General features: G+C 68.0%; 24 protein-coding genes. 11 read left to right on the top strand and 13 right to left on the bottom strand.

Annotation, left to right across the window (positions count from 1 at the left end):
* Nucleotides 1–413 precede the first annotated feature (413 nt).
* On the top strand, nt 414–1,532 hold the full coding sequence (locus KOR34_RS13840; RefSeq protein WP_146565153.1) for a thioredoxin family protein: 1,119 nt from the start codon (nt 414–416) through the stop codon (nt 1,530–1,532).
* A gap of 11 nt (nt 1,533–1,543) precedes the next feature.
* On the opposite strand, the gene KOR34_RS13835 is transcribed toward KOR34_RS13840, so the two are convergent.
* Nucleotides 1,544–2,206, bottom strand: coding sequence for a tetratricopeptide repeat protein (locus KOR34_RS13835; RefSeq protein ID WP_197531403.1), 663 nt, complete (start codon nt 2,204–2,206; stop codon nt 1,544–1,546).
* 289 nt (nt 2,207–2,495) lie between these two features.
* Between KOR34_RS13835 and KOR34_RS13830 the strand changes: the two genes are divergently transcribed.
* The gene (locus KOR34_RS13830; protein ID WP_146565151.1) at nt 2,496–3,614 is read left to right on the top strand and encodes a hypothetical protein; all 1,119 of its coding nucleotides are present in this window, start codon (nt 2,496–2,498) and stop codon (nt 3,612–3,614) included.
* A gap of 25 nt (nt 3,615–3,639) precedes the next feature.
* Here the strand turns inward: KOR34_RS13830 and KOR34_RS13825 are convergent, their stop codons facing one another.
* Nucleotides 3,640–4,203: an RNA polymerase sigma factor gene (locus KOR34_RS13825; RefSeq protein ID WP_146565150.1), complete on the bottom strand. Its 564-nt coding sequence runs from the start codon at nt 4,201–4,203 to the stop codon at nt 3,640–3,642.
* Between the two features lie 530 nt (nt 4,204–4,733).
* On the opposite strand from KOR34_RS13825, the gene KOR34_RS13820 reads away from it, so the two are divergent.
* Nucleotides 4,734–5,012 carry a ferredoxin family protein gene (locus KOR34_RS13820; RefSeq protein ID WP_146565149.1) on the top strand — a complete coding sequence of 93 codons (279 nt, stop codon included), beginning with the start codon at nt 4,734–4,736 and terminating at the stop codon, nt 5,010–5,012.
* A 72-nt stretch (nt 5,013–5,084) separates the two neighbouring features.
* Here the strand turns inward: KOR34_RS13820 and KOR34_RS13815 are convergent, their stop codons facing one another.
* The gene (locus tag KOR34_RS13815; RefSeq protein WP_146565148.1) at nt 5,085–5,726 is read right to left on the bottom strand and encodes an HNH endonuclease; all 642 of its coding nucleotides are present in this window, start codon (nt 5,724–5,726) and stop codon (nt 5,085–5,087) included.
* A gap of 550 nt (nt 5,727–6,276) precedes the next feature.
* Between KOR34_RS13815 and KOR34_RS13810 the strand changes: the two genes are divergently transcribed.
* From KOR34_RS13810 to KOR34_RS13800, 3 genes are all read left to right on the top strand, one after another.
* Entirely contained in the window at nt 6,277–6,579 is a 303-nt protein-coding gene (locus KOR34_RS13810; protein WP_146565147.1) for a hypothetical protein, read from the top strand.
* 96 nt (nt 6,580–6,675) lie between these two features.
* Entirely contained in the window at nt 6,676–7,179 is a 504-nt protein-coding gene (locus tag KOR34_RS13805) for a thermonuclease family protein (RefSeq protein WP_197531402.1), read from the top strand.
* Between the two features lie 10 nt (nt 7,180–7,189).
* A complete protein-coding gene (locus KOR34_RS13800; RefSeq protein ID WP_197531401.1) occupies nt 7,190–8,230 on the top strand; it encodes a type II secretion system F family protein in 1,041 nt (346 codons plus the stop codon).
* 9 nt (nt 8,231–8,239) lie between these two features.
* On the opposite strand, the gene KOR34_RS13795 is transcribed toward KOR34_RS13800, so the two are convergent.
* The 6 genes from KOR34_RS13795 to KOR34_RS13770 form a co-directional block, all read right to left on the bottom strand.
* On the bottom strand, nt 8,240–9,829 hold the full coding sequence (locus tag KOR34_RS13795; protein WP_146565144.1) for a TrkH family potassium uptake protein: 1,590 nt from the start codon (nt 9,827–9,829) through the stop codon (nt 8,240–8,242).
* A 7-nt stretch (nt 9,830–9,836) separates the two neighbouring features.
* Nucleotides 9,837–11,180, bottom strand: coding sequence for a Trk system potassium transporter TrkA (trkA, locus tag KOR34_RS13790; RefSeq protein WP_146565143.1), 1,344 nt, complete (start codon nt 11,178–11,180; stop codon nt 9,837–9,839).
* Between the two features lie 573 nt (nt 11,181–11,753).
* Complete coding sequence (locus KOR34_RS13785; protein WP_146565142.1) at nt 11,754–12,899, bottom strand: hypothetical protein; 1,146 nt, start codon at nt 12,897–12,899, stop codon at nt 11,754–11,756.
* 10 nt (nt 12,900–12,909) lie between these two features.
* Nucleotides 12,910–13,446 (bottom strand): hypothetical protein, encoded by a 537-nt coding sequence (locus KOR34_RS13780; RefSeq protein WP_146565141.1) that lies wholly within the window; start codon nt 13,444–13,446, stop codon nt 12,910–12,912.
* A gap of 126 nt (nt 13,447–13,572) precedes the next feature.
* On the bottom strand, nt 13,573–14,886 hold the full coding sequence (locus tag KOR34_RS13775) for a glucuronate isomerase (RefSeq protein WP_146565140.1): 1,314 nt from the start codon (nt 14,884–14,886) through the stop codon (nt 13,573–13,575).
* 167 nt (nt 14,887–15,053) lie between these two features.
* Nucleotides 15,054–16,013, bottom strand: coding sequence for a type I phosphomannose isomerase catalytic subunit (locus KOR34_RS13770; protein WP_146565139.1), 960 nt, complete (start codon nt 16,011–16,013; stop codon nt 15,054–15,056).
* 74 nt (nt 16,014–16,087) lie between these two features.
* On the opposite strand from KOR34_RS13770, the gene tatC reads away from it, so the two are divergent.
* A complete protein-coding gene (gene tatC / locus KOR34_RS13765; protein ID WP_146565138.1) occupies nt 16,088–17,062 on the top strand; it encodes a twin-arginine translocase subunit TatC in 975 nt (324 codons plus the stop codon).
* Between the two features lie 6 nt (nt 17,063–17,068).
* Here tatC and KOR34_RS13760 read toward each other — a convergent pair whose 3' ends face one another.
* Entirely contained in the window at nt 17,069–17,638 is a 570-nt protein-coding gene (locus KOR34_RS13760; RefSeq protein ID WP_146565137.1) for a hypothetical protein, read from the bottom strand.
* Between the two features lie 222 nt (nt 17,639–17,860).
* On the opposite strand from KOR34_RS13760, the gene KOR34_RS13755 reads away from it, so the two are divergent.
* The gene (locus KOR34_RS13755) at nt 17,861–18,238 is read left to right on the top strand and encodes a histidine kinase dimerization/phospho-acceptor domain-containing protein (protein ID WP_146565136.1); all 378 of its coding nucleotides are present in this window, start codon (nt 17,861–17,863) and stop codon (nt 18,236–18,238) included.
* Nucleotides 18,235–18,870 (top strand): response regulator transcription factor, encoded by a 636-nt coding sequence (locus KOR34_RS13750; protein ID WP_146565135.1) that lies wholly within the window; start codon nt 18,235–18,237, stop codon nt 18,868–18,870. Before KOR34_RS13755 ends, KOR34_RS13750 begins: the two co-directional genes overlap by 4 nt.
* A gap of 92 nt (nt 18,871–18,962) precedes the next feature.
* Here KOR34_RS13750 and KOR34_RS13745 read toward each other — a convergent pair whose 3' ends face one another.
* Nucleotides 18,963–19,271 (bottom strand): hypothetical protein, encoded by a 309-nt coding sequence (locus tag KOR34_RS13745; protein ID WP_146565134.1) that lies wholly within the window; start codon nt 19,269–19,271, stop codon nt 18,963–18,965.
* A 361-nt stretch (nt 19,272–19,632) separates the two neighbouring features.
* Here KOR34_RS13745 and KOR34_RS13740 point away from each other — a divergent pair, with 361 nt between their 5' ends.
* Nucleotides 19,633–20,790, top strand: a complete 1,158-nt coding sequence (locus KOR34_RS13740) for a transporter (protein ID WP_146565133.1) — start codon at nt 19,633–19,635, stop codon at nt 20,788–20,790.
* A 6-nt stretch (nt 20,791–20,796) separates the two neighbouring features.
* Nucleotides 20,797–21,516 (top strand): C39 family peptidase, encoded by a 720-nt coding sequence (locus KOR34_RS13735; RefSeq protein ID WP_146565132.1) that lies wholly within the window; start codon nt 20,797–20,799, stop codon nt 21,514–21,516.
* Here the strand turns inward: KOR34_RS13735 and KOR34_RS13730 are convergent.
* A complete protein-coding gene (locus KOR34_RS13730) occupies nt 21,503–22,849 on the bottom strand; it encodes a glycerate kinase type-2 family protein (protein WP_146565131.1) in 1,347 nt (448 codons plus the stop codon). The genes KOR34_RS13735 and KOR34_RS13730 overlap by 14 nt on opposite strands.
* A 65-nt stretch (nt 22,850–22,914) precedes the next feature.
* On the bottom strand, nt 22,915–23,367 hold the full coding sequence (rpiB, locus tag KOR34_RS13725; protein WP_146565130.1) for a ribose 5-phosphate isomerase B: 453 nt from the start codon (nt 23,365–23,367) through the stop codon (nt 22,915–22,917).
* Nucleotides 23,368–23,394 lie beyond the last annotated feature (27 nt).

The following is a 23,394-nucleotide window of genomic DNA, read 5'->3' as shown; positions in this document are numbered from 1 at the left end:
AGCCGTGCCTGTGACTCTAGGGGTTCGCTAGTAAGCGGAACCAGAATCGGGGAGCCACAGGAAACAGGGTTCGCTGAGTCAGCAAACCGTAAGAGCAAAAGCCCTCAAGAACTCCTGCTTACCAATCAGCAGGAACATCAATCTCGTCCGTAGTATTGGACATGATCGGGCGCCTGTCAAGGGAACTTTCGCTAGCAGCCACTGGTTTCTGGCGCCCCGACGCTGGCTGATTGGGCCCTGCTGCAGGCCGGATCGGGCGGTCGAGGGCCCCGCGGTGAACTTTTTCCGCCGCGCGGGAAGAATCATTGCAACCCGCACGGTTTGACAACCGATGGTGCTTGATAACCACGGACTCGTTACACTCGCGCCGCCCTGCGTGCGCCCCAGCCAGGTTCTCTTAAAGGTAAGCAAGGATGCAAGCTCGAACCGCCGTGTTGATCACCGGACTCTTGATGATGGCCAGCAGCGTCTCGGCCCAGGGTGTGGCCTGGCGGACGGACCTTGCCGCCGCCCAGCAGGAAGCCGCCGGGTCCGGCAGGCTCGTGCTGCTGCACTTCTGGAGCACCAGCTGCGCGCCGTGCATGGCGTTGGAGAATAATGTCTTCAATCAGCCCGGCGTTGCCGCCGGCGTCGAGCGGATGTTTGTCCCGGTCAAGCTTACCGAGGAGCAGTGCCGCGACATTGCGCCCCGCTACGGCGTCACCCGGATCCCGACCGACGTGATCCTCAATGGCCAAGGCGAGGTTGTCCGCAAGATGGTTAGCCCGGCGACGCCGGTCGAGTACCTTTCCTCGCTGACTCAGGTCTCGCGTGGGTACGCCGCCAGCGCCGGCTCCGCGTTCAACGCGGCGATCGCCGCGGCGCCCGGCAAGTCAAACCTGCCGCCGATGTCCAACGGCACGAACGTGCTGAACAACGCGTACGCCGGACTGGGACTGCCGACCGGTGTTCCAGGCCAGCCGGCGGCCTCGGCGCCTTCCGCCTCGGTGCCTGCAGCGCCGGCTGACAACCGCTACGCCCAGCAGTCCGGTCCGTCGGCTCCGTCCGCCGCGCCGGTCCGAGTCGAGAACCCCTACGCACAGCAGCCGATCGCCCAGCAGCAGCCGATCACACCGATCGTTGAGCAGCCGGCCCCTGGCGCCCCGGCCGGCAACCCACCGATGGGTTTCGACGGCTACTGCACCGTATCGATGATGCGTGACTTCAAGTGGGTCAAGGGCGATCCCGCCTGGGGCGCCATCCACCGTGGCCGCACCTACCTGTTCGCGAGTCAGGCCGAGCGGGACCAGTTCATGCAGTCCCCAGACAAGTTCTGCCCGGTGCTCTCAGGCGCCGACCCAGTAGTCGCGGTTGAGCAGAACATGTCCGTGCCCGGCAAGCGTGAGTTTGCCGTGCAGTACCCGGCCAATAGCGGCCAGATCTACATGTTCTCGTCCGCCGAGAACCTGCGCAAGTTCTCGTCCAACGCGGCCGGCTTCGCCGAGGGCGTGCGGCAGGCGATGGCGGGCGGCAACGGCCGGATGGTCCGCTAGACGGCGGCGGGCTACTCGCCCTTCATTGTGCGTTGCAGCTGGATGACCTGCACGCGGACCTCTTCCATGCCGGGGTTTAGACGCAGGGCCCGGCGGTAGGCCTCGAGGGCGGCGACCGGGTTCTCCTGCAGCAGGTGGCACTGGCCCATGCCCGCCGCGGCGGTGAAGTGGTACGGGTTGATCTCGAGCGCCTGGTGGCAGTCGCGGATCGACGAGTCGTACTGCGAGAGGTGGAAGTACGCGGCGCCCCGTTGCGACCAGGCCTCGGCGATCCACGGCGACTCGTGGATCAACTCGGTCGCCAGCCGGATGGCCTCGTCGTACTGCTTCGTCTGATTCAGGCGGATGATGGCGCTGAGCGTGGCACGCTGCTCGCGGCTGCCGACACGGCGCCACAGGTCGCGGATGCCGTTCTCCGCGATGGTGCGCACCCCGCGGTCGCGGTCGACCAGCGCCTGCCCCATCACCGCGTTCGACGAGAAGTCGCCCATGTAGCCCAGGGCCAGCACCGCGGCGCGTCGACCGGAGCGGTCGCCGCACACGGCCAGTCGCTCCAACGACGCGCACGTGTACCGCCGCGCGATGTTCTTGATGAACGCCGCCGAGTCCTGGTCGTCGAGGTAACGCAGGTAGAAATCGACGATGACCGGTACGCGTGGCTGGTTATTCGGCACTTGTTGACTCCGTTGCGCGCCGGGGGAAAAACTAAGAACAATTAGGGGCGGGCGGCCCGTGCGTGCGCCCATCGCAGTGGGTAGCGCCGGCACGGCGTTGACGGCCGCCTTCCCGGCGACCCCTTATGATCCGAGTGTAATCACGCCTGCAAATGGCACAACAAAAAGTCCCGTGGTAGGGGTTGTGCGACTTCCCGTCGGCGCCGTCGTAGGAATCTGCTAGGCGTCGGCCGCGTTGGGCAAGTACAATTGAGGGTCTTTCGCACCACGCGTCACAGGAGGCATGGCGATGCCACGTCCCCGCGCCGCCCGCCTCGCGTTCAGCGCCGGGTGGATGCCAATCTGCTGCGGCCTGCTAGCGGCCGCCGCGCATGCAGGCCCGCCGCTGCTCGACCAGTCGGTCGGGCGGTCTGATGGGGGAGTGGAGCTCGCCACGCGGCTCGCCGGCCTGGAACGCGCGGGGCTGGGCGTGCCGGTTCTTGACCGCCGTGTCGATCCCCACCTGCCGATGGCGCCGGCTCCGGCGGGGTCGTTGGGGGACGCGCTAGCCGCGTCGTTCGGTGCGAATCGAGTTGGGGCGTCTGAGCTGTCGGGCGCGTTGTACGTCGGCCCTACGCCTGCTGCGCGTGACCTTCGCACGCTTGCTGAAATTGGACGCAAGCAGGTAACGCGGCTCGACGCCGGATCGCGCTCAGAGATGCGGCGGATCGATTCGTTGAGCTGGCCGCGGCTCACTGAGCCTCGCGGGCTGATCGAGTCGCTGCTGGATGGGCACGGATTGCGTCTTCAGAACCCGGAGACGCTGCCGCTGGACGTGTGGGACCAAGGGCGGCTTCCGCCCATGACGCTCTCAGACCGTCTAACGCTGCTCCTGATCGGGTTTGATCTCGTCTGGCAGGCCTCGGACGCACCGAGGGCGATCCGACTGGCCCCGGCGCCGCGCAGCCCGTCGATCAGCAAGCGGTACAACCTCCCGAAGCGGGTCGCGTGGGACGAACGGGCGTTTCAGGACGCCTTCCCCTCGGCGGTGGTCCAGCGGCGCGGAAACCGTGTCGAACTGACCGCCCGCGTTGAGGCTCATGAGCGGCTGGCCACAGAGTTGCGCGGAGAGGTGGAGGACGACACCCCGCCGTCGGGCGGCGAGCAGCGTCTGACGCTCACCGTGCGGCAGCAGCCCGCAGCGGCGGTGCTGCAGAAGCTAACCGAGACGTTTTCATTGAGCGTCCGCTACGAGCCGAGCGTTAGCGACGCCGCCCGGACAGCGCTAACTCGCCGGGTGGACCTGAGCGTGTCGCAGGCGACGCTGGCGGAGCTGCTTGACGAGCTTGGGATGCAGGTAGGCTACAGCCTCTCGCTGCGTGGCAAAGAGATCCTGATCGGTCCTGCGAGCGCCGGGGCAGTGGACTAGCGGCCGGCATCTGCGGCCGAACCGATCAGTCGGCCGGTGCGATATCCCGGAGTTTGGTGCGGGCGCGGCTGAGCAGCGGGCCGACGCTGTTCTCCGGGATTCCTGTCGCCTGACTGATCTCGTGGTAGCTCTTGCCCTCGAGGTGGTACATCCGCACGACGCGGGCGTCGTCGCCGTCAAGGCGTTCAAGCAGGGCGTCTACTTCCTCTCGGTCGGCGATCCGCTGCTCGGCGCCATCGGCGGCCGCGACGCCATCAGGCATCAGGTCGACCGGCGCTTCACCGCTGAGGGCCTCGACCAGCTTGCGAATCACGACCCGCTGCGAGATGACAGTGAGGTACGTCGCCAATGAGCTCTGGCCGCGGAACCGCCGCAGCACGGCGTAGTCGTTCTCAATGATCGCGAGGAAGACATCCGCGATCAGATCTTCGCGGTCGGCGCTGGAGAGCTTGATCGAGCGGCTGCCCGCGACGTGATTGACCACGTGCACCACCAGCCCCATGAACCGATCAACAAAGTCCTCCCATGCGCGCGGGGCGCCGGAAAGGCAGCGGTCGAGGAGGCGGCGATCAAAATCGGAGAGGGCCACAGGCGGTTCCCTACGGGCTAAGTCCGGCCGGGCTGGCGACCCGGCTGCTGAGTTGTTGCCCCTGCCCTGGGTCAGCCCCGTTTGCCCGGCCCGGCGTAACCAGCCTGGCTTAGCGAACGAGCCTGACGCACCACGGAAGCCGCAAGCCGCCCTCCTGTGCGTTTGGCCGCGCCACAAGTTCATGCCGCGGCTGCCGTCTAAGCCCAAGTATAGGTAGGGCTTGCGGCGGGGGCAAGTTCACTGACGCTGGTTGACACTCGGCGTGCCCCATCCTACGATTCGCGGAAGATGGCGAGTTTACCGCCTGTGGAAGATTTCCGGACCCGCCAAGGCGGTGTGTCGGGTCCCGCGGCGGAGGGACGATTAGCCCTAAGGCTCGCCGTTTCAGTGTGGCGTACGGTTAGTTGGCGGCGTACAAAGACGCCCAGCACCGACCGGTTAACGTGGCACGGCCCGCGGGCCCGCCGCGACACGACTTTCCAACCCCGATTTCGGATGGCCGGCCCCGCCCGGCGAGGGAGAAATACCTAATGGCGCACGTTGTTTGCGAACCCTGCTTTGGCTGCAAGTACACGGACTGCGTCGTGGTCTGCCCGGTGGAGTGCTTCTACGAGAGCGACAAGGTGCTCTACATCCACCCCGACGAGTGCATCGACTGCGAAGCGTGCGTCCCGGAGTGCCCGGTCGAGGCGATCTACCACGAGGACAACGTCCCCGAAGAGTGGAAGAGCTGGATCGAGAAGAACGCCGAGGAGGCGCCCAACTGCGAGGTGATCACCGAGAAGCAGGAGCCTCTGGCCGACAGTTGATCGCGGCGAAGGATAGCTTGAGAATCACAAAAGCCGCCGGCCCTCAAGGGCCGGCGGCTTTTGTTCTGCGCGTTACTTCAGGTCGACCGACCAGTACGCCTCGTCGACAAAGCTCTTCCAGCTGGCGTACTTGGGGTTGCCGAGCTTGATCGACAGCAGCGGGCTGCGACGCGGGCGGACCGGCTTCTTGGTCAGCTTCATGTGCGCCTCAGCCGGCGTGCGTCCCCCTTTGCGGACGTTGCACCGGACGCACGCGCACACAACGTTCTCCCAGGTGGTCTGACCGCCGCGGCAGCTCGGCACCACGTGGTCGATGCTCAGCTCGCTGGTCGGGAAACTCTTCCCGCAGTACTGGCAGCGGTTGCCGTCGCGGGCGAACAGGTTGCGGCGGTTGAGCCGCACCCGCTGCCGGGGCGCCTTGTCAAAGTGCAGCAGCCGCAGCACCCGCGGCGCCTGAATTGAGAAGTTGACGCTCCGCACCCAGTCGCTGTGCGGGTCGATCTCGTCCTCGAACTCGGCCCGCAGGGCGCTGATTTCTTGCCACGAATTGAAGTCGTAGTTGGCGTAGACGCCGTCCTCGATGTGGATCACCTCGGCCAGCTCTCGCAGGAGCAGGCCGAAGGCGCGCTTCACATCCACGACGTGGATAGCCCGGTACTGCCGGTTGAGCACCAGCACGCTGGAGGACAGTGCGCTCGCGTTTGCAGTCGACATGCGTGGTCTCGAGATACAGGTTGAGTCTAGGGAGCCTCCGCGGGGAGACTCTCTTGGGGACGTCACCTTCGGACACGCCTTACCGCTACGCGGTTCGGCAAAGCCAGGGGGCGAGCAACCTGACGCCGCTGGCTGCGGGGGGAAGGCGACGCGGATCGCCCGGCTGCCGCCGGCGTTGGCAGGGGCTGCCTGGCCGTGCTCGGCGGCCGCGGGTGGACCGCGACGCGTTCCGCACGCCAACAGCGGCGGAAATCTCATCGACCCTGCTATTCTACCCGGGGCGAATTGCTGGGACCAGACAAACCTGGCGGTCAACGCAATTCTTTGCAGATTCTTCAGCCGGCCTTCGCCAATTCTGCACGGCGGTTCACGGCGCCGATCACCCGCCGCCGGCACGCGTGCGCAGCCGCTAGTCGATTTTCCGCGGCCCCCATCGCTTTGGCTTGCTTCGCCATTCTGTTTCGACTTACGATAACACCAGGTCGAACGGAGTCGGCGGCGTAACAGGAACCCTTCGCCCCGTCAGTATGCCCAAAGGATGGTCAGTAGCATGATCCACTTCACTTGCGATGGCTGCCAGCGTCCGATCAATCTCGAGGATGAGCTGCGTTACGTCGTGCGAGTGGAGGTCTACGCCGCGTTCGATGGCGAAGAGTCGGACGCCGCGGACCGGGACCACCTGCAGGAGATCGACGACATCCTCGAGGCGCTGGACGAACTCGAGGACGCCGGCTCCGATGAAGAGGTGTTCCAGCAGGTGCGCTACGACCTGTGCGCCGAGTGCCGCAAGCGGTTCCTCCGCAACCCGCTGGGACGCATGTCCAACCGCGGGGTTGGGTTTAGCAACAACTAGCCGCGGCCCCTTCTGATCGCAGCGTCGCCCCCCTACCGCAGACCCGCACGCGCGTACCGGTCGCCGCGGCGTTGGGCGTGGTTCTGGGCGGCGGTGGTGCTACTCGCCTGCGTGCTTCGCGTGTGGGACCTGGCCGAGCAGTCCGGCGGGCCGCCGCCGGTGGCCGAGGGCGAGCATCGCGTCGCGAGGGTCGTTGATGGCGACACCCTGGTCCTAGACACCGGCGTCCGCGTGCGGCTGCAGGGCGTCGACTCTCCGGAAGCCGCGCGCGATGGCCTGCCCGCCGAGCCCTGGGCGGCCGACGCCACCGACTTCGCCCGCCGCTTCGTCGATCACGCGGGCGGGGTGGTGCGGCTCACGCTGACGGACGAACGGCTGGACCGCTACGGCCGCACGCTGGCGTTTGTGTGGGACGGCCCGCAGTGCCTGAACGAACTACTGGTGAGTGAAGGCCTAGCCCAGGCACGACTAGACTACCGGTTCACCGGTACAATGCGCCGGCGGCTGGCCGACGCCCAGCGCGACGCTCAGGACCGGGCGGTCGGCCTCTGGTCGCGCCCGCCGACTCCCCAACCGACCGACGCGCAGGACGCCCGCTAACCCAATGCTCATGCGACCCCGACTGTCCGGCAAGCCGCTCGCCGACCTGTGCCACCGCCTGGCGATCTCGGCCGAGTCCGGCATCGATATCCGCCGGACGTGGCAGCGCGAGGCCGAGGCCGCCCGCGGACAAACAAAGCAGGCGTACCGGTCGGTCTACGACGGTGTGTCGGCCGGGGAGTCGCTGAGCGTCTCGCTGGCCCGCACCGGCCGGCTGTTCCCGCGACTTTTCCTCGAGATGGTGCACGTCGGCGAGCAGACCGGCAGCCTTCCCGGCGTGCTCCACCGGCTGAGCGACCACTACCAGGGCCAGGCGGAGATGGCCCGCGACTTCCGCCGCCAGCTCGCGTGGCCGGTGATCCAGCTGGTCGCCGCGGTGGTGATCATCGGCGTGCTATTGATGGTGCTCGCCGCCCTGGGCGCCAAGACCCTCAACGGCGACCCGATCGACGTGCTGGGCCTGGGCGTCACTGGCACGGCGGCGGTCTCGCGGTACATCCAGATCGTGGTGTTCTGCATGCTGCTGGGGTTTGGGCTGCTGGCCGCCATCCGCCGCGGCGTGCTCAACACCCGGCCGCTGCAGCGGATGGTGATGCGGGTTCCTGTGGTCGGCCCCGCGGTCGAAAAAATCTGCCTCGCCAGGCTCGCGTGGGCGCTGCACCTGACGCTCAACGTCGAGATGGACCTGCGGCGGCTCGTGCCGCTGGCGCTCCGTTCGACCGGCAACGACTACTACATCTCGCGGACCAAGAAAATCACCGCCGCGGTGGCCGCCGGCAGCCCGCTGCACGAGGCGTTCACCGCGACCGGCATCTTCCCGCCGCACTTCCTCGACGCGTTGTACGTGGCCGAGGAGAGCGGCCAGATCGTGGAGTCGATGTCCCGCCTGTCGCGGCAGTACCAGGAGGAGGCGGACCACGCCATCGCCACGCTGAGCAAGGTGCTCGGCTTCCTGATCTGGGCCGGCATCGCGGCGGTGATTGTGGTGATGATCTTTCGGCTGTTCAAGGTGCTGTACGTCGACGCCATCAACGACGCGATGAACCTATAGCCGCCGGCGCTAGTGCTTCCTCCAGAAGGCCGGCGTCCCCATTACGAGCACGGGGAACAGCTCGAGCCGGCCGAGCATCATCAGCAGCACGAACAGCAGCTTGGCGAACGAGCTGAACGCCTCGTAGTTCTGTGTGGCGCCCACCGTGCCCAGCCCCGGCCCAATGTTGTTGAGCGTGGCGGCGACCGCGCTGGCCGAGTCGATCAGCTTGTTCTGCAGGGGCTGGTTGTGCTCGGACCAGGTGCTGTCGGGCTCCAGGCCAACCAGCATCAACCAGCTCAGCATGAAGATGAATGTGACCAGGCCGAAGTACAGCAGGATCGTCCGCCGCAGCTCGGGGTCCGGGATGGCCACGCCGCCCAATCGCAGGTGGCGCACCACGTTGGGGTGGTAGGAGTGCTCGATCTCCAGCCGCAGGATCTTCACGAACAGCACGTGCCGGATCACCTTCATGCCGCCCCCGGTGCTGCCCGCGCAGCCGCCGACGAACATCAGCAGGAACAGCACCGCCCGCCCGAACTGGTTCCAGCGGTCGAAGTCGTGCGTGCCGTAGCCGGTGGTCGTCAGGATCGACACGAACGTGAACGGCACGTACCGCGCGGCGGCGACCACCTCCTCGGCGTCTCTCAGGTTGCTGTTGGGGTCGAAGTCCTCGTACATCCAGACCGAGATCGCCCCCAGCACCAACGAGCCGGCGACGATGATCGTCATGTAGATCCGCCACTCGATGTCCTTGAGCATCTGTATCCCGCGGCCGATGCTCACCAGGTAGATGAGCGTAAAGTTCATGCCCGCGATCACCATGAACACCAGCACGGTGTAGTCGATGACCGCCGAGTTGAAGTGCCCCAGGCTGGCGTTGTAGGTGCTGAACCCGCCGGTGGCCATCGTGCCGAACGCGTGGCAGATAGCGTCGAACCAGCTCATGCTCTCCAGGTGCAGCACCACGGCCAGCACCAGGTTCAGCACGCAGTAGATGCCCGCGAAGGTCCACGCCGTGTGCTGCATGCGTTCCTGCGCGCCCTCCTTGCTGGGGCCGGGGATCTCCGCCCGCATCAACGCCTTGCCGGCCGAGCCCTGACCGAGCACCGCGACAAACAGCACGATGATGCCCAGCCCGCCCAGGAAGTGCGTGCTGCACCGCCAGAACAGGATGCTGCGCGGCAGCAGCAACGGGTCCTCGATGTCCGTCAGCACCGTGGCGCCCGTGGTGCTGAAGCCGGACTGCGACTCGAACAGGCAGTCGGCGATGGTCATCGTCTTGCGCAGCCCGGTGTCGTATTCCTCCCACGCCACCGCGGACTGGCTGAACAGGTAGGGCAGGGCGCCCAGCACGGTGGCCAGCACCCAGCTGAGGCCAACCACGGCCATCGCCTCGCGGCGGTAGATGCTGATCTGCGCGCCGCGACCCAGGTAACGCAGCACCGCGCCGATGGCGCCGCACGCGGCCATCGAGCCGGCCAGCGCGATCAGCCCCTGCCACTCGACGTGCTCCGCCTGGCCGAACCAGGGGAACGCCCAGGGCACGCTGCCCAGCATCGTGGCGCCGATCAGCCAGGACACCATGCCCAGCAGACGCATGACAATCGGGTAGTTCATCGTGGTGTCAGTCGCCCTTCTCGAACAGCGGCGTCAGCTCGGCCGCGTCGCGGTCGTGCAGCAACGCGACGATGGTGTCGCCCGCCCGCAGCTGGTCCTTGGCGCCCGGCACAAACGCGTAGTCGTCCCGCGTGACCGCGGCGATCAGGCACTGCTTGGGCAGGTGCAGCGCCGCGATGATCTCCTTGGTCACCGGCGCGTCGCGCTCCACCTCGACCTCCAGCGCGACGATGTCCCCCTCGCCCAGCGGCGTCCGCGACACCACCGGGCCGGAGTTCAGGTAGCCCATGATCTGCTTGGCCATCGCCTGCCGGGGGCTGACCGCGCAGTCGATGCCCAGCTTGCCGACCACCTGCGCGTAGTCCGGCCGGCCGACAATCGCCATAGCGCTCTTGGCGCCGAGGTCGCGGGCCTCGACCGCGGCCATAATATTGTCCTCGTCCTCGCCGGTGCAGGCGACAAACACGTCGGTGTTCGCCACCCGCTCCTCCTCCAGCGTGGCGCGGCGGGTGCCGTCGGAGTTGACGACCGTCGTCTCCTCGAGCATCGTGGCCAGGTAGTCGCACCGCGCGCGGTCGATGTCCAGCAGCGTGACCGAGAACCGCTGGGCCTCGAGGATGCGGGCCAGGTGCAGGCCGGTCTCGCCGCCGCCGATGATCACCACGCCGGTCTTGCCGCCGCGGTCGCCGCACAGGCCGGACTTAACGTCCTCCACGCTCTGGCGGGCGCCGATCACGGTCAGCCGGTCGCCGGGCGAGATCACGTCCTCGGCCGTGGCGATCTTGCTGACCCCCTCGCGTGAGATCGAGCCGATCAGCACGCCCTTGGGCAGGCCGATCTCGCGCAGCGTCTTGCCGACCAGCTTCGCCTTGGGCGACGCGGTCACCTCGCTCACCTCAATCTCGCCGCGGGCCAGGTTCTCCACCACCACCGAGCCCGGGTGGCGGATCGCGCGGGCCAGCTCCATCGCCGACAGGTGCTCCAGGCTCAGCAGCCGGTCGATGCCGAAGTGCCGCTGGTAGTCGAACGTGCTGAGGTCGCGGAACACGGGCGCGTAAACTCGCGCGACCGCCCGCCGGGCGCCCATTGCGCGGGCCATGCTGGCCGACACCAGGTTCACCTCGTCGTCGCCGGTGACCGCCAGGCAGAGGTCGACCGAGCTGATGCCCGCCTGGAACAGCACGCTCGACTGCGACGCGCTGCCCGCCAGCCCGCGGACGTCGAGCGTCTCGTTGATGTGCTTGATCTGCTCGGCGTTGGTGTCGATCACCGTCACGCTGTGCCGTTCACGGCACAGCATCGCCGCGACGCTGTGGCCAACCGTGCCGGCGCCAAGGATAACAACACGCATACAGGGCAGCTCTGGGGGGCGGGACCGCCCGCCACGTGGGGGCGGGGCAAGTTAAGCAGTGAAACAGGCAAGGGGCGTGCTTGCAAGGCCAGCCCCCGGCTGAGCACGTCTTGCCAGCCACCGCGCCGACCGCGCTGCACCGCAGAAATCGGCAGGTGAACATCGCTGCTCACCACCGCATCGGTGAGAGCGGGTTCTGGGGCGAGTTTGGCGGTCGCGCCGACGGGCTCAGCGTGCGGTCGGCCGCCGGAGTTTTGTCCCGTTCTGGCGCATCGATCCTTAGGGACGAAAGTCGCCCCACACCTCGGATGCGATTGTTCGTAAGTCGTTTGTGAGGCGTCAGTTGTGGCTTTCTGGCGAATCGTAGCTCAGGAGTTGTGTCCACCTGTGCGCGTCGATAGGGACAAAAGTCTGCCGCCTACTCAGCGGGTCGCCCGAACCTGGATCCGGCGCTCCCATTCTCCCGCATCAGGTGGCCGGTTTCTACCGAAATCCGGCTAGGCGGCGCCAACGGTTCGGACGGTTGGCGACGCGGGTTGCGTGCGCGACGCAACCGCGCGTGAAGGCCGGCCGCTAGAACGGCACGCCGGTCGGCGGGATCTGGTAGACGCTCGGCTGTGCGGGCGCCACAGGTAGTGAGTCCGGCGGCATAGTCGGCGCCGACGCCGGCGCGGACGGGGCCGCTAGCGGTGCGGGCGGGCCGAGCGCCGACAGGTCCGTCGACGGGGGCTCGAGGGGCGCCGTCAACGCGGTGGCGGGCGTCGCGCCGGGCGCCTGCCAGCCGGTAGGCGTCACGCCCTGGGCGGTCGGCGCGATGCCGGGCTGCTGCAGGCCGCCGAGGTCGACCACCGGGTGGTTCTGCATGACCGGCGGCTGGAACACCTGGTTGGGGTCGCCGGTGGCGGCGTTCACGACGGCCGCGCCGACGTTGATCCGCAGACCGAGTTCGGCGGCCGGCACACGCACGGTCACCACCTCGGGCAGCGACACCTGCGTCTGGGGGGCGTAGCGGAACTGCTCGGCGGTCGCGCTGGCCAGCAGCGTCCCCTGCGGGTCGACGATGCTCTGCTCGGTGACCCAGCCGTGCGGGTCGATGACGAACACGCGGGTCAGCTGGCCGCGCGGCGACACCTCGACTGTGCGGACCTCGAGCTTGCCGTCGGGGCGGGGCAGCGGCGGCTGCGCCGTGCCGGGGTTGATGGTCACCAGGCCGAGCGACTCAATGATCCACCGCGGCTCGACCGGCAGCATGTTCTGCGCACCGCTGCTGGCGTACTGGTCGTGCCGCACCGTATAGAGCGGCGACCGCCCGTCGGGGCCCTTCATCTGCCGCGCCCACAGCCACAGCCGTTCGTCGTTGCTGCCGAAGTCGACCTCCGGCCCGGTTAGCGCGCGGGCAGTGAAGCGGAACCGCTGGGGCTGCTCGTACGCGATGTTGCCGGTCAACAGCGGAAGGTTCGGCAGGCCCAGCACCGAGATCGACGCGTTGTTCGTGACGTAGCTCCGCACCCGCGCCGTGTTCTGGTTGACCGCGGCGATCACCTGCTCGGCAGTGGAGGTCGGCGCCAGGATCTCCGGCGCCGGCGGGCCGGGGTTGTAGCCCGGGATCATCGAGGTCGTGGTGCGGCAGCCGGCGGTCAGCACCAGCAGGCCCGTGAACAACGCGGTCAGCAGGGCGTAGGCCATGGCCGTGGGGGCGACCGACGTGACGGTTTTCATCGGCGATCCCTTAGGCGGCCAGGAGGGTGGTGAGTTGTTGCTGGATCTCGGCGGCGCGGTCGGCGGTGGGGGTCGCCTCCGGCACGTCGTAGGTCTCGTCGCGGCGCGTGCAGTAGACCCGCAGCGCCGCGGGCGGCGCCGCCGGGGCGGGGGCGTCCGGATCAGTGAAGAGCGCCGCGGTCTCGACCGGCTCGATCCGCAGCACCCGGCGGCGGACCAGCAGCAGCGTGAGCACGTAGCGGGCCTCGGCCTGGTCCGGGTCGTCCGCCCACTGGTCGAACAGCTTCAGCAGCACCTCGTTGGGCGCCATCGCCTTGCCGGCTCCGGGGGCGCCGCTGGGGCGGGACTCCCACCAAGCCACGATGTCGGCTGTGTCGGCGGCGGGGGGGCCGGGCCAGTGCGCAGCGGAGTAGTCCTCGCGCACCAGTTCGTCCCCCTGCTCGCGGAGCAGCGAGAAGAAGTGGTCGGTCGGCTTGAGCGGCTCGTCAGACTTGGCGCACCGCCGGGCCCCGCCGCGGATTTCAAACTCGGGCAGCATGCGATCCATCGCACCGGAGGGAAAATCAGGCGCGGGAGACTAGCGGGCCGCACCGATCGGGGCAACCGCGTTTGGATTGCTGGCGCCGAGGCCGGGCGTTGCTAGCAGGGGATCGCGGCGAAGCCGCACGCGGAGCTAGCCGGCCAGGAAGTTCTCGAAGTTGCTGTGCAGCAGCATCTTGGCGTCGCGGCGGATGTCGTCCTCGCTCGCCACCCAGCCGCTGGCGGCCAGGTCGGCGTGCTTGTCGGCCAGCACCTTGGCGATTAGCTGGCGGCTGTGGTCCCATTTGTAGATCAGCTGGTCGAGCACGCGGGCGTCGGAGTGCTGGGGGATGAAGGTGGGGCCCAGCAGCTCCATCCGCATGCGGGTCAGCTCGTCGATCAGCGACGGGTTGTTGAGGAACCACCAGCAGCCGAACACCATCAGGTTGCCGAACTTGCGGGCGGCGACCGTCAGCTCGTGCTGGTTCTCGCGGGCCAGCATGGTGCAGAAGAAGCGGTTGTTGGGGAAGTCGCGGCAGAGCGTCAGCACCGACGCCACGTCCGACTTGCCGACGGTGTCGCCGCCGTCGCCGAGCGACGGGTTCACCTGCAGCTGCGAGCCGATCATCATCGCGAACGGCAGGCCCCGCTCCGCGAGCACCGGCAGCACCACCTCACGCAGCGCGACGCTGCCCGACGACTGGTCGTCGGCGCCGCCGTAGCGGAAGCTGGGCGGCAGGCTGACCGCGCCGTAGATGCCCTGCGTGCGGTCGAGCCAGTCGCGGAGGAACTGCCGAGCGCCTTCCAGGCTGGCGTCGCTCTGCTCCTCGTAGACCTCGTAGCCCCACTCGGAGAGCAGCTTGGCCGCGCCGGCCCAGTCGCGCAGCAGGTTGTCGAACCGCAGCACGGGGGCGAACCGCGGGTCGGCGCCGACCTGGGGGTCGGCCAGCCAGCGGTTGCGTTCGTTCTCGTCGAACACCGCGTTGGTCATCGTGATCCGCGAGACGTTGGCGATCTCCATCACGCGATCGATGTAGTCGCTGGGGTCCTGCTCGGCGAACCACGAGCGGTAGCCCGCCAGGTCGCGGTCGGACGGGTCCAGGCCGAGCCGCTCGAGCGTGGTGAGCACGCCGCGGCAGGCCTCGCTGAGCGGGGTCCGCTCCAGGAACAGCTCGCGCCAGATGTGGTCGGCCTGCTCCTGCTTGGACATCTTCCAGAAGTCGGCGTACGGCAGCTTGTTGGCCGGCACCGCGCGGTACACCTCGGCGACCAGGTAGTGGTAGGTTAGCAGCTCGTCGACGCCCCACAGCAGCAGGCCCTGCGGGTCGGCCGCGCCGCCCGCCCCGGCCAGCGGCGTGCCGAAGCTGGTGGGGTACAGGTGCGTGTGCATGTCCCACACGGGCTGCTCGTTGATGGCCTGCGTGACCAGTTCTTCAATCTGTGACGGGGCGATAGTGGCGGTCGACATAGGACGTCTTCAGTACGCTGTTGGGTAGGGATCGGCGGCGCCGCGAGCGCGGTGGTCGCCGTGGATTGGTTGGTCGGTTGCTTGACGTGCTGGAAGAGGAGGAGGCCGTCGCGCCGCACGCAAGAGATGAGGATCGCATGTGCGTGCGCCGCCGCCTAGGGCGACCCCTATGGTAGACGCATTTCGAGCAGGATTGCCGCATTCCGGGGGAGCAATTCCGCAGCCTCGCGGCGCGCCGGCAGCAGCACCGTGGCGCCGAGCCCCAGCCGCGACTGCTGACCGCCGCAAAACAGGTCGGCCTCGCCGGAAATGACGGACAGCAGCTTGAAGCAGTCGTCGTCAGCGACCGCGCGGGGCGACCCGAGCGTGAGCCGGTCGAGCACGAACTTGTCGCACTCCACCAGCCGCTCGACGCCGTCGGCGACCGCCCGCGGCGTCTGCGGCTCAACCGGCCCGCGTTCGTAGTCCGACACCGCGAGCGACTGCTCGATGTGCAGCGGGCGGGGCTGGCCGTCCTTGTCGACGCGGTTCCAGTCGAACAGCCGGAACGTGGTGTTGCTGGCCTGCTGGATCTCGGCGATCACGATCCCCTCGCCCAGCGCGTGCACCGTGCCCGCGCGGATGAACACGCAGTCGCCCGGCTGGGGCTCGAAGGCGTGCAGGCACTGGTCGCTCTGGCCGGCCTCGATCGCGGCGCGGAGCGCCTCGCGGTCAACGCCCGGCTTTAGCCCGGCGTAGATCTTGCTGCCCGGGTCGGCCGCCAGCACGACCCAGGCCTCGGTCTTGCCGAGGTCGGGCGGGTCGAGCTGGGCGCCCTGAGCGTCGTTGGGGTGCACCTGCACGCTGAGCGTGAGCTCGGCGCCGAGGTACTTGAACAGCAGCGGGAACTGTTTCTGCGGCGCGTGGCGGCCGAACAGCTCCTCGTTCTTCTCCTCGACCAGCCGGCGGAGCGTCCAGCCTTCGAAGGGGCCGCCGGCCACGACGCTCTGGTCGTCGCCGTGGTCGACCAGTTCCCAGCTCTCGGCGGCGGTCTCGTCGCCGATCGGTTTGCCGAGCACGGTGGCCAGCCGCCGGCCGCCCCAGAGGTAGCGTTTGAACAGGGGCTCGAACTGCAGGGGAGGGAGCATAGAGGTCCTTGGCGGGGGCGGGTTTGCGTTGTGGGGGGGCGCCGGCGGTGCTATTATCAAAGCTTCCCAATCATGTGCCCACCCCACCCCTAGCCGCCCCCATCACCGCGGGCCCTCACCGCCAGACGCACGTGCCCTTCCGCTCCGACGAAGACCTCTTCGAACAATCCAAGATGTCCTTCGGCGAGCACCTGGAGGAGTTGCGGGCTACGCTGTGGAAGTGCGTGGTGGCGTTGGCCATCGCGTCGTTGTTCGGGTTCTACTGGGGGGACGAACTCGTCCGCTTTATCCAGGCTCCGCTGCAGGACGCGTTGGATACCTACCGCGTAACCGAAGCCGCAGAGTCGACCGGGCTGGAGAAGATCGTTCGAGACGGCGAGACCTTCATTCCGCAGATCGTCTACGAACTCGTGGATGGCCAACTTCAGAAACGCACTCAGTATGTGGCGCTTGATCAGGGCGTCGCCTCGCAGGTGATCGGGACAAACGTTACCGACTCGTTCATGGTCTACGTCAAGGCGTCGCTCTTGCTTGGCGTGGTCATTTCCAGCCCAGCGTTGTTCTACTTCATCTGGCAGTTTGTGGCTTCTGGGCTCTACCAGCACGAACGGAAGTGGGTGTACGTGTTTATGCCGTTCAGCCTAGGGCTGTTCCTTGCCGGCGCCGCTTTGGCTTTCTTCTTTGCCATTGGGTTGGTCGTCGACTACCTCTTCAAGTTCAACCTCTGGCTTAACATCGCGCCGATGCCGCGCATCAACGAGTGGCTGAGCTTCGTGCTGATGCTGCCACTGGGATTCGGCGTCGCGTTCCAGCTGCCGCTCGTGATGCTGTTCCTGGAACGGATCGGCGTGTTTGGCGCCGCTGACTTCTCAAAGCACTGGAAGATCGCTGTGCTGGTCATCGCCATCCTGTCGATGCTGCTCACACCCTCGGACCCGGGCAGCATGATCCTGCTGGCCGTGCCGCTGACGTTCCTCTACTTCGGCGGCATCGCGTTGTGCCGCTTTATGCCGCGTCGCGAGTCGCCGTTTGGCGAGCCGCTGGAGTAGCACTCCTTACCGGCTGCCCTGGCCGTGCCATAGCGAGCCCTCGCCCGCCGCGCCGTCTAGCGCGCGGGCGATCTCGGCCGAACGCCGCAGCGCGTCGCTCAAGGCTTCGGCCCAGGGCCCCGAGCGAGCGCGGTCCCAGCCGGGCTGGGCGAGCAGGATGGCGGGGTCGTCGCCGGGGGCGAGTGGGTCGGCTGGCAGGCGGTCGTAGTAGCCGCGGAACATAGTGGTCGCGGCGAAGAACCGCCGCATCCCGACCGTGTCCGCGAGCGCCGCCTGAACCCGCAGGCAGGCGTGCTCGTGCACCTTCTTGGCGGGGTCGGTGTTGCTGAGTCCCCAGTCGAGTTTGCTTAGGCATTCGGGCCCCTCGACCAGCGCGTGGCACGTTTCGTGCAGCACCATCTGCGCCAGGCTGTCGTCGGGGTCGAGCGTTTCAGGTGTGCCGATCGTCAGCACGCCAGCGCCATCCCACGAGGCGTTCACCTCCGGGCTGCGTTCGACCCGCATCCCCATCCGGGCCGCGGCGTGCGTCCAGACGATCGAGAGCGGGTCTTCGTAGGTGTGGGTGATCGGTCTCAAGCGAACGGCGGGGGAGCAGGGCGGTGGGAGTGCTTGTGGTCGGCGGGGACGCGTGGTGAGTATAGCGATTGTCCGCGGCCTCCGCTTCGGGCGGGTGTGGTTTGTACGCAGAGGTCGATCGCCGCAGGCGGTGAGTGCGCGGCTAGGATTGCGCAGGGCCGCCGCCGCCAGGTCTGGCTTCCTTACCCACCCGAGAGCACCCGCCGCCAACAGCGGGCCACTATGCGCGGAACTGCGACGCTGAGCGACGTGATGCACGAGATCAACACCCCGCTCAGCGTGGCGGCGTCGCACGCGCAGCTCGCGCTGCGGCGGGTCGCCCCCGGCGATGACCCAGAGCTAGAGCACCGCCTACGAAGAATCATCCGCAGCACGCGCGAAGCATCCTGGGCGCTGCGTGAGCTGTACGAGCAGCTCACCGCCGAAGATGGGGAGGGGGCCGCTGACCGCAGCGACCAGGCGGCCACAACGCCCGGGAGCGGTGACGCGCCCGTGTGCGGTTGCGGGACCTGGACCGTGGGGTTGTCGGCTGGCTTGGCTGGTGGGGGGCGTCTGGACCCCGTGATCGCGATGCCCGGTTCAACGGGGGCCGCGCAATGAGCAAGACGGGAGTTTCCATCGCCCGTCAGGGGAGTGACGGGGCGGCTACGCGCCGCGCCGTGCACATCGTCGACGACGAGGCCGAGTTCCGCGACAACCTCGCCGAGCTAGTCACGCCGCTGGGCGTCGAAACGCTGTGCTACCGGTCGGCCGAGCACTTCCTCAGCGAGTACCGCCCCCGGCCGGTAGAGTGCCTGGTGTCCGACCTGCGGCTGCCGGGCGCCAGTGCGCTCGGGCTGCAGCGGATGTTGATCGAGAGGAATGTGTTGATCCAGGTGATCGTGATCTCTGGGTTCGGCGCGACTCCCGACGTGGTGGCGGCCATGCAGCGTGGCGCCGCCGACTTTCTCGACAAGCCCGTCGATGAGGCGCGCCTGCTCGCCGCGGTGGGCGACGCCCTCGACGCCGCGGAGCAACGCCTGCGAGAGTGTACAACGCGGGAAGCGGCGCTGCAGAGGCTATCGAAGCGGGAGCGAGAGGTGCTCGACCTGCTTGTCGACGCCAGGACTACCATCGAGGCCGCTAATCTGTTGGGCATCAGCCCCAAGACGGTGGAGAAGCACCGGGCGAAGATCTTCGAGAAGACCGGCGTCGGCAGCGTGCCGGAGCTGATCCGCCTGGTCATCGGGTAAGACGAAGCAACGGTTGTGCTTCGAATCTGCAAGACGCGGCCATGCCGCCCTCCCCGACTACGGAAGGGCGGCGATGGCCGCCAGCTGCCGCCCTAGCGGACCCGGACGCGGGCGCCAACCCGCGCCTTGACCTTGACAACGTTCAGCACGTTGACGCGAGCCTTCACGCGGGCGTTCGCCCGGACGTGCAGGCGGTGCAGCGACAGCAGGCCGCCGGTGCCGCGGACCTGCTGCGCCTCGTCGGCGGTCAGGACCTGGAAGTCGCCCGAACCGAGACCAAGCACGTCGGCGACGGCCTGGGCGTCGGCTTGGCGTTCGGCCGAGATTCCATCGGCGTTGGCGGCGGTCGGGAGGACGGTGAGGGCGGCGACCGTCAGCGCGGAAAAGAGGTACTTCTGCATGATATTTCTCCAGATTCGAGTGGGAGGACGAGGTGGGAGGCGACCTGGCCAGGTCAAGTTCGATGCTAGCCGCAATAAGCAGCGGTTCAATTCGAGTGGGGAAAAACCTACCGCCACCCGTGCGGTGGGGTCGCGCCCCCTTCACCACGCAGTTGCGTAGTTACCGCGACCTCAGCGAGAACGTGGTTTCCACGGCGGCGGCCGGACGATCCCAACGAACAAGCGAACCCGCCTCGAGTCCCACTGCGACCCCACCGCGCAGCGATCAGCCGTTGAACCTACGCAACCGGCAGTCTTTCCGGCCGGTGCGAAGGCTTGGATTACGCACCGACGCCCGCCAATCGCCGCCCCGCGAGCCTGTATGATTCTTAGCCGTCACTTCCTGCTGATCGCCACCGTGTGCGTGGCGTTGGTCGGATCGGAGCATCGACATGCAGCGGCGAAGTCCGCGGCGCTATTCTCTCCCCCGCCGCTGGCTGGCCTGCCGGCAACGATCGACCAGGAGCCTCCGCTGGGGCCTGGCAATGGCCCGGACTCCATCGCAGGTGTCGGGACGACCAACCCGCCCGCGACTACGGAGATCGTCCCCCCGCCGCCACCGCCTGTTCCGCCTCGCCCGCAGGGCAGCAAGGGATCAGCCACGACAGACGGCGCTGGTGACCAGAAGAAGGACGACAAGCTCGGTCAAGAGCCGCCGGACGACACGCTGGACTTCTTGCGCCAGTCGACCGTGCTGCTGCGGCCGGGCACGGTAGAGATCGAACGGAGCATCGAGTATGCGTTGGGGGAGACGACGTTCCTCGCGGTGCTCGACGGCGGAGCCGTGGTGCCGGAGATCACCGCCGCGCGGACGTTCCTCGCGACCTATGCGGTGCGTTACGGCTACTCCGAGCGGTTCCAGCCGTCGCTTGTGGCGCCGGTGGGGCTCGCTACCGTCGAGCAGGCGCACGCGGTGGGTCAGCTGTCCGACGACGACTTCGGGCTGGGGGACATCCAGCTGGGCGCCAGCTTCCTGCTCCGAGACGGCCACGACGAGTGCTCCGACGTGGTGCTGACGCTGAGCCTCGGCGCCCCGACCGGCAGCAACGCGCTGCTCGCCCCATCATCGGCGACCGCGTTCCTGGGGAGCGGCTTCTGGGCGGTCTCGACCGCGGTGAACTGGACCCGCACCTACGACCCGGTGGTGGTCTTTGCTTCGGCGGGTTACACGCACCGGTTCGAACGCACCGTGTTCGGCCAGCGGATCCAGCCGGGCGAAGAGCTTACGCTGACGCACGGGATGGGCCTGGCGATCAACGACGAGGTCACCTACAGCGTTCAGTTCGAGCTGGCCCACCAGTTCGACACAAAGGTCGCCGGCATCGACATCGAAAACAGCGGGGTCGACGTGGCGTCGCTGCGGCACTCGTGCATCATCCGCACCGCGCCGCAGGACTTCTGGGAGGTGTTCATGTCGGCGGGCCTCACGGAAGTCACCACCACGGTCTCGACCGGCGTGATCTTCACCCGCAGGTTCTAGCCGAGCATGAAGCCACGCACTGGAATCGCCGCCGCCCTTCTTACTAGCCTGGGCTGCTTCGGCTTGCACGACGGCCGAGCCGAGGGGCTCGCGCTAGATTCCGTCTACCTGGCGCCGGGCCGGCAGTTTTCAAAGCCGGTGGCGTCGTGGCGGACGGTCAGGCGGCAGAACATGGTGGCGCAGAGCAAAGAGTACACCTGCGGCGCCGCTTCGCTGGCGACGATTCTGAAGTACTACTACGAGGCGCCCATCGGCGAGGAGGCGGTGCTGAACGCCGCGCTCGGAAGGCTGAACGCCGACGAGCTGGCGGACCGGCAAGAGAACGGGCTCTCGATGGAGGACCTGGCCACCGCGGCCAAGCGTCTCGGCTACGCGTCGGCCACGCTCGAGCTGAAGTTCGACAAGCTCAGCGGGCTGCCGATGCCGGTCGTGGTGCGGCTCGTCCAGGGCGACTTCAAGCACTTTGTCGTGCTGCGGGGAGTGGTCGGGTCGCGGGTGTTTGTGGCCGACCCACTCCGCGGCAACTCGCGGGTGGCGATCCCTCGATTCCAGCGGGAGTGGGACGGCAAGATCCTGGCGGTCGTGAAGCCCGGCCAGAAGCCGCGCACCTCGCACGCCCTCGAGGTCGACCCCTGCTGGCCGGTGACCCCTGAGGTGCAGGCAGCCCGCCGCGACGTGGTGGGCGCCCAGCCGCGGGTGCGGCGGCCGCTGTTCAGGTTTGACTGACGGTCACCACGCGCACGTCGCAGACGTTGGTGCCGGTCGGGCCGGTCTGGAGCAAGCCGTCGGCCTGCTGGAAGAACGTGTAGGCGTCGTTGCGGCGGAGCGAGTCGGCCGCGTCGAGACCCAGGCCCGCGGCCCGCTGGGCCACGCCCGCATCGACCACGGCGCCCGCCGCGTCGGTCGGGCCGTCCTCGCCGTCGGTGCCTCCGGAGAGCAGGGCGATGTCGCGGCAGTCGCCGAGCTGCTCGAGGGCCGCGAGGGTGAGCTGCTGGTTGCGGCCGCCGCGGCCGCGCACCGCCGCGTCCGCCAGCTTGACGGTTGGCTCGCCGCCGGTGATCAGGCAGTCGGGGCCCACGTTGTCGCGCATGTGCAACGCCATCCGCGCCAGGTCGCGGCCGACCTGCTCGGCGGGGCCTTCGCTCTGGATCGCGCAGTCCATCGCGTGGCTGTAGCCACGGCGTTCTGCCTCCATGCCGGCCGAGTCGACCGCCGACGCGTTGTTGGCGATCACCACGTTATCGACCACACACGACGCGGGCCCGTCTTGCGCCGGGGGCTTGGCCTGCAGCGCCGCGATCACCGGCTGCGCGTCCGGGTGGTCGGCAATCCCGAGGTCGTCGAACACCCGCAGCGCGTCGGCGACGGAGTCGGGGTTCTGGACCGTCGGGCCCGAGGCAATCGACTCGAGCGGGTCGCCCAGCACGTCGGAGATGATCAGGGTCACCATCTGCGCCGCGCGGCACGCCCTGGCGAGCCCGCCCCCTTTGATGCGGCTGAGCTGCTTGCGGACCGTGTTGAGCTGCTGGATGTCGGCGCCGGCGCCACTGAGCAGTCGAGTGACCGCCGCCTTCTGATCAAGCGTGATGCCGTCGATCGGCGCCGGCAGCAGGGCCGATCCGCCGCCCGACAGCAGGCACAGGCAGAGGTCCGTAGGCTGCAGGTCGGCCACCAGGCGGAGCATCTCCTCCGCCGCCGCTGCGCCCTCCGCCCGTGGCTCGTTGACGCCAGCCGGCCGTCCCGCGACCAGGCGGATGGCCTGCGTCGCCGCCAGGCAGTCGGCCGGCACGCTCAGCAGGCCGGACACCTGCTTCTCGGCGAGGATACGGGGGCCGAGCGCCTGCTCGAGGCCGAGGGCCATGCCGGCGCCCGCTTTGCCGCCGCCCACTACCAGGATGCGGCCGACCAGATCCAGTTCGAACGAAGTATCACCTACGACTAGCAGCTCGTCCTCTGCCTGCACAACCTCGGGCAGGAGCCGCAGCGGGTCGACGGCGTCGACGCCGGCCCGCCAGATGGCCAGAGCGTCTTCACGGAGCTGATCGGGAGATCGGCGCATGGGGATCGGCGGGATTCAGGGGGGAAACGTCTGCTCCGCCCGGCAGACGCGTGACTATCGCCGGGCTAGTTGCAGCAGTTGTCGGATTCGATTTTCGTGATCTTCTCGATCCGCCGCCCGTGCCGGCCCGCTTCGAACTCGGTGTTGACCCACACGTCCACCATCCGTTCCACGACCCGCGGGCTGAGCAGGTCGGCCGACAGGCAGAGCACGTTGAGGTCGTTGTGCCGGCGGCTGATCTCGGCGGTGACCTCGTCGGTGCACGGCGCCGCCCGGACGCCGCGGAACTTGTTGGCGGCGATCGCCATGCCGATGCCCGTGCCGCAGATCAGGATGCCGCGGTCGATCTCGCCGTCGCTCACCTTCTTGGCGACCACGGCGGCGAAGTCGGGGTAGTCGACGCTCTCGTCGCCGCGGGCGCCGACGTCCTGCACCTCGTGGTCGTTCGACTTCAGGAACGACACGATCTTGTCCTTCAGGTGGTACCCACGGTGGTCGCTGCCAACGGCGATACGCATGGTAGTGTCCTCGTCCTCGATGGTTCG

This window comes from Posidoniimonas corsicana, assembly GCF_007859765.1.
GTDB lineage: Bacteria > Planctomycetota > Planctomycetia > Pirellulales > Lacipirellulaceae > Posidoniimonas > Posidoniimonas corsicana.
This window is presented reverse-complemented; position numbering and strand designations above follow the sequence as displayed.

Coding starts and splice junctions, on each gene's coding strand:
- KOR34_RS13840 (WP_146565153.1), top strand. CDS start 414: ATGCAAGCTCGAACCGCCGTGTTGATCACCGGACTCTTGATGATGGCC.
- KOR34_RS13830 (WP_146565151.1), top strand. CDS start 2,496: ATGCCACGTCCCCGCGCCGCCCGCCTCGCGTTCAGCGCCGGGTGGATG.
- KOR34_RS13820 (WP_146565149.1), top strand. CDS start 4,734: ATGGCGCACGTTGTTTGCGAACCCTGCTTTGGCTGCAAGTACACGGAC.
- KOR34_RS13815 (WP_146565148.1), bottom strand. CDS start 5,726: ATGTCGACTGCAAACGCGAGCGCACTGTCCTCCAGCGTGCTGGTGCTC.
- KOR34_RS13810 (WP_146565147.1), top strand. CDS start 6,277: ATGATCCACTTCACTTGCGATGGCTGCCAGCGTCCGATCAATCTCGAG.
- KOR34_RS13800 (WP_197531401.1), top strand. CDS start 7,190: ATGCGACCCCGACTGTCCGGCAAGCCGCTCGCCGACCTGTGCCACCGC.
- KOR34_RS13795 (WP_146565144.1), bottom strand. CDS start 9,829: ATGAACTACCCGATTGTCATGCGTCTGCTGGGCATGGTGTCCTGGCTG.
- trkA (WP_146565143.1), bottom strand. CDS start 11,180: ATGCGTGTTGTTATCCTTGGCGCCGGCACGGTTGGCCACAGCGTCGCG.
- KOR34_RS13785 (WP_146565142.1), bottom strand. CDS start 12,899: ATGAAAACCGTCACGTCGGTCGCCCCCACGGCCATGGCCTACGCCCTG.
- KOR34_RS13780 (WP_146565141.1), bottom strand. CDS start 13,446: ATGGATCGCATGCTGCCCGAGTTTGAAATCCGCGGCGGGGCCCGGCGG.
- KOR34_RS13775 (WP_146565140.1), bottom strand. CDS start 14,886: ATGTCGACCGCCACTATCGCCCCGTCACAGATTGAAGAACTGGTCACG.
- KOR34_RS13770 (WP_146565139.1), bottom strand. CDS start 16,013: ATGCTCCCTCCCCTGCAGTTCGAGCCCCTGTTCAAACGCTACCTCTGG.
- KOR34_RS13755 (WP_146565136.1), top strand. CDS start 17,861: ATGCGCGGAACTGCGACGCTGAGCGACGTGATGCACGAGATCAACACC.
- KOR34_RS13750 (WP_146565135.1), top strand. CDS start 18,235: ATGAGCAAGACGGGAGTTTCCATCGCCCGTCAGGGGAGTGACGGGGCG.
- KOR34_RS13745 (WP_146565134.1), bottom strand. CDS start 19,271: ATGCAGAAGTACCTCTTTTCCGCGCTGACGGTCGCCGCCCTCACCGTC.
- KOR34_RS13740 (WP_146565133.1), top strand. CDS start 19,633: ATGATTCTTAGCCGTCACTTCCTGCTGATCGCCACCGTGTGCGTGGCG.
- KOR34_RS13735 (WP_146565132.1), top strand. CDS start 20,797: ATGAAGCCACGCACTGGAATCGCCGCCGCCCTTCTTACTAGCCTGGGC.
- KOR34_RS13730 (WP_146565131.1), bottom strand. CDS start 22,849: ATGCGCCGATCTCCCGATCAGCTCCGTGAAGACGCTCTGGCCATCTGG.
- rpiB (WP_146565130.1), bottom strand. CDS start 23,367: ATGCGTATCGCCGTTGGCAGCGACCACCGTGGGTACCACCTGAAGGAC.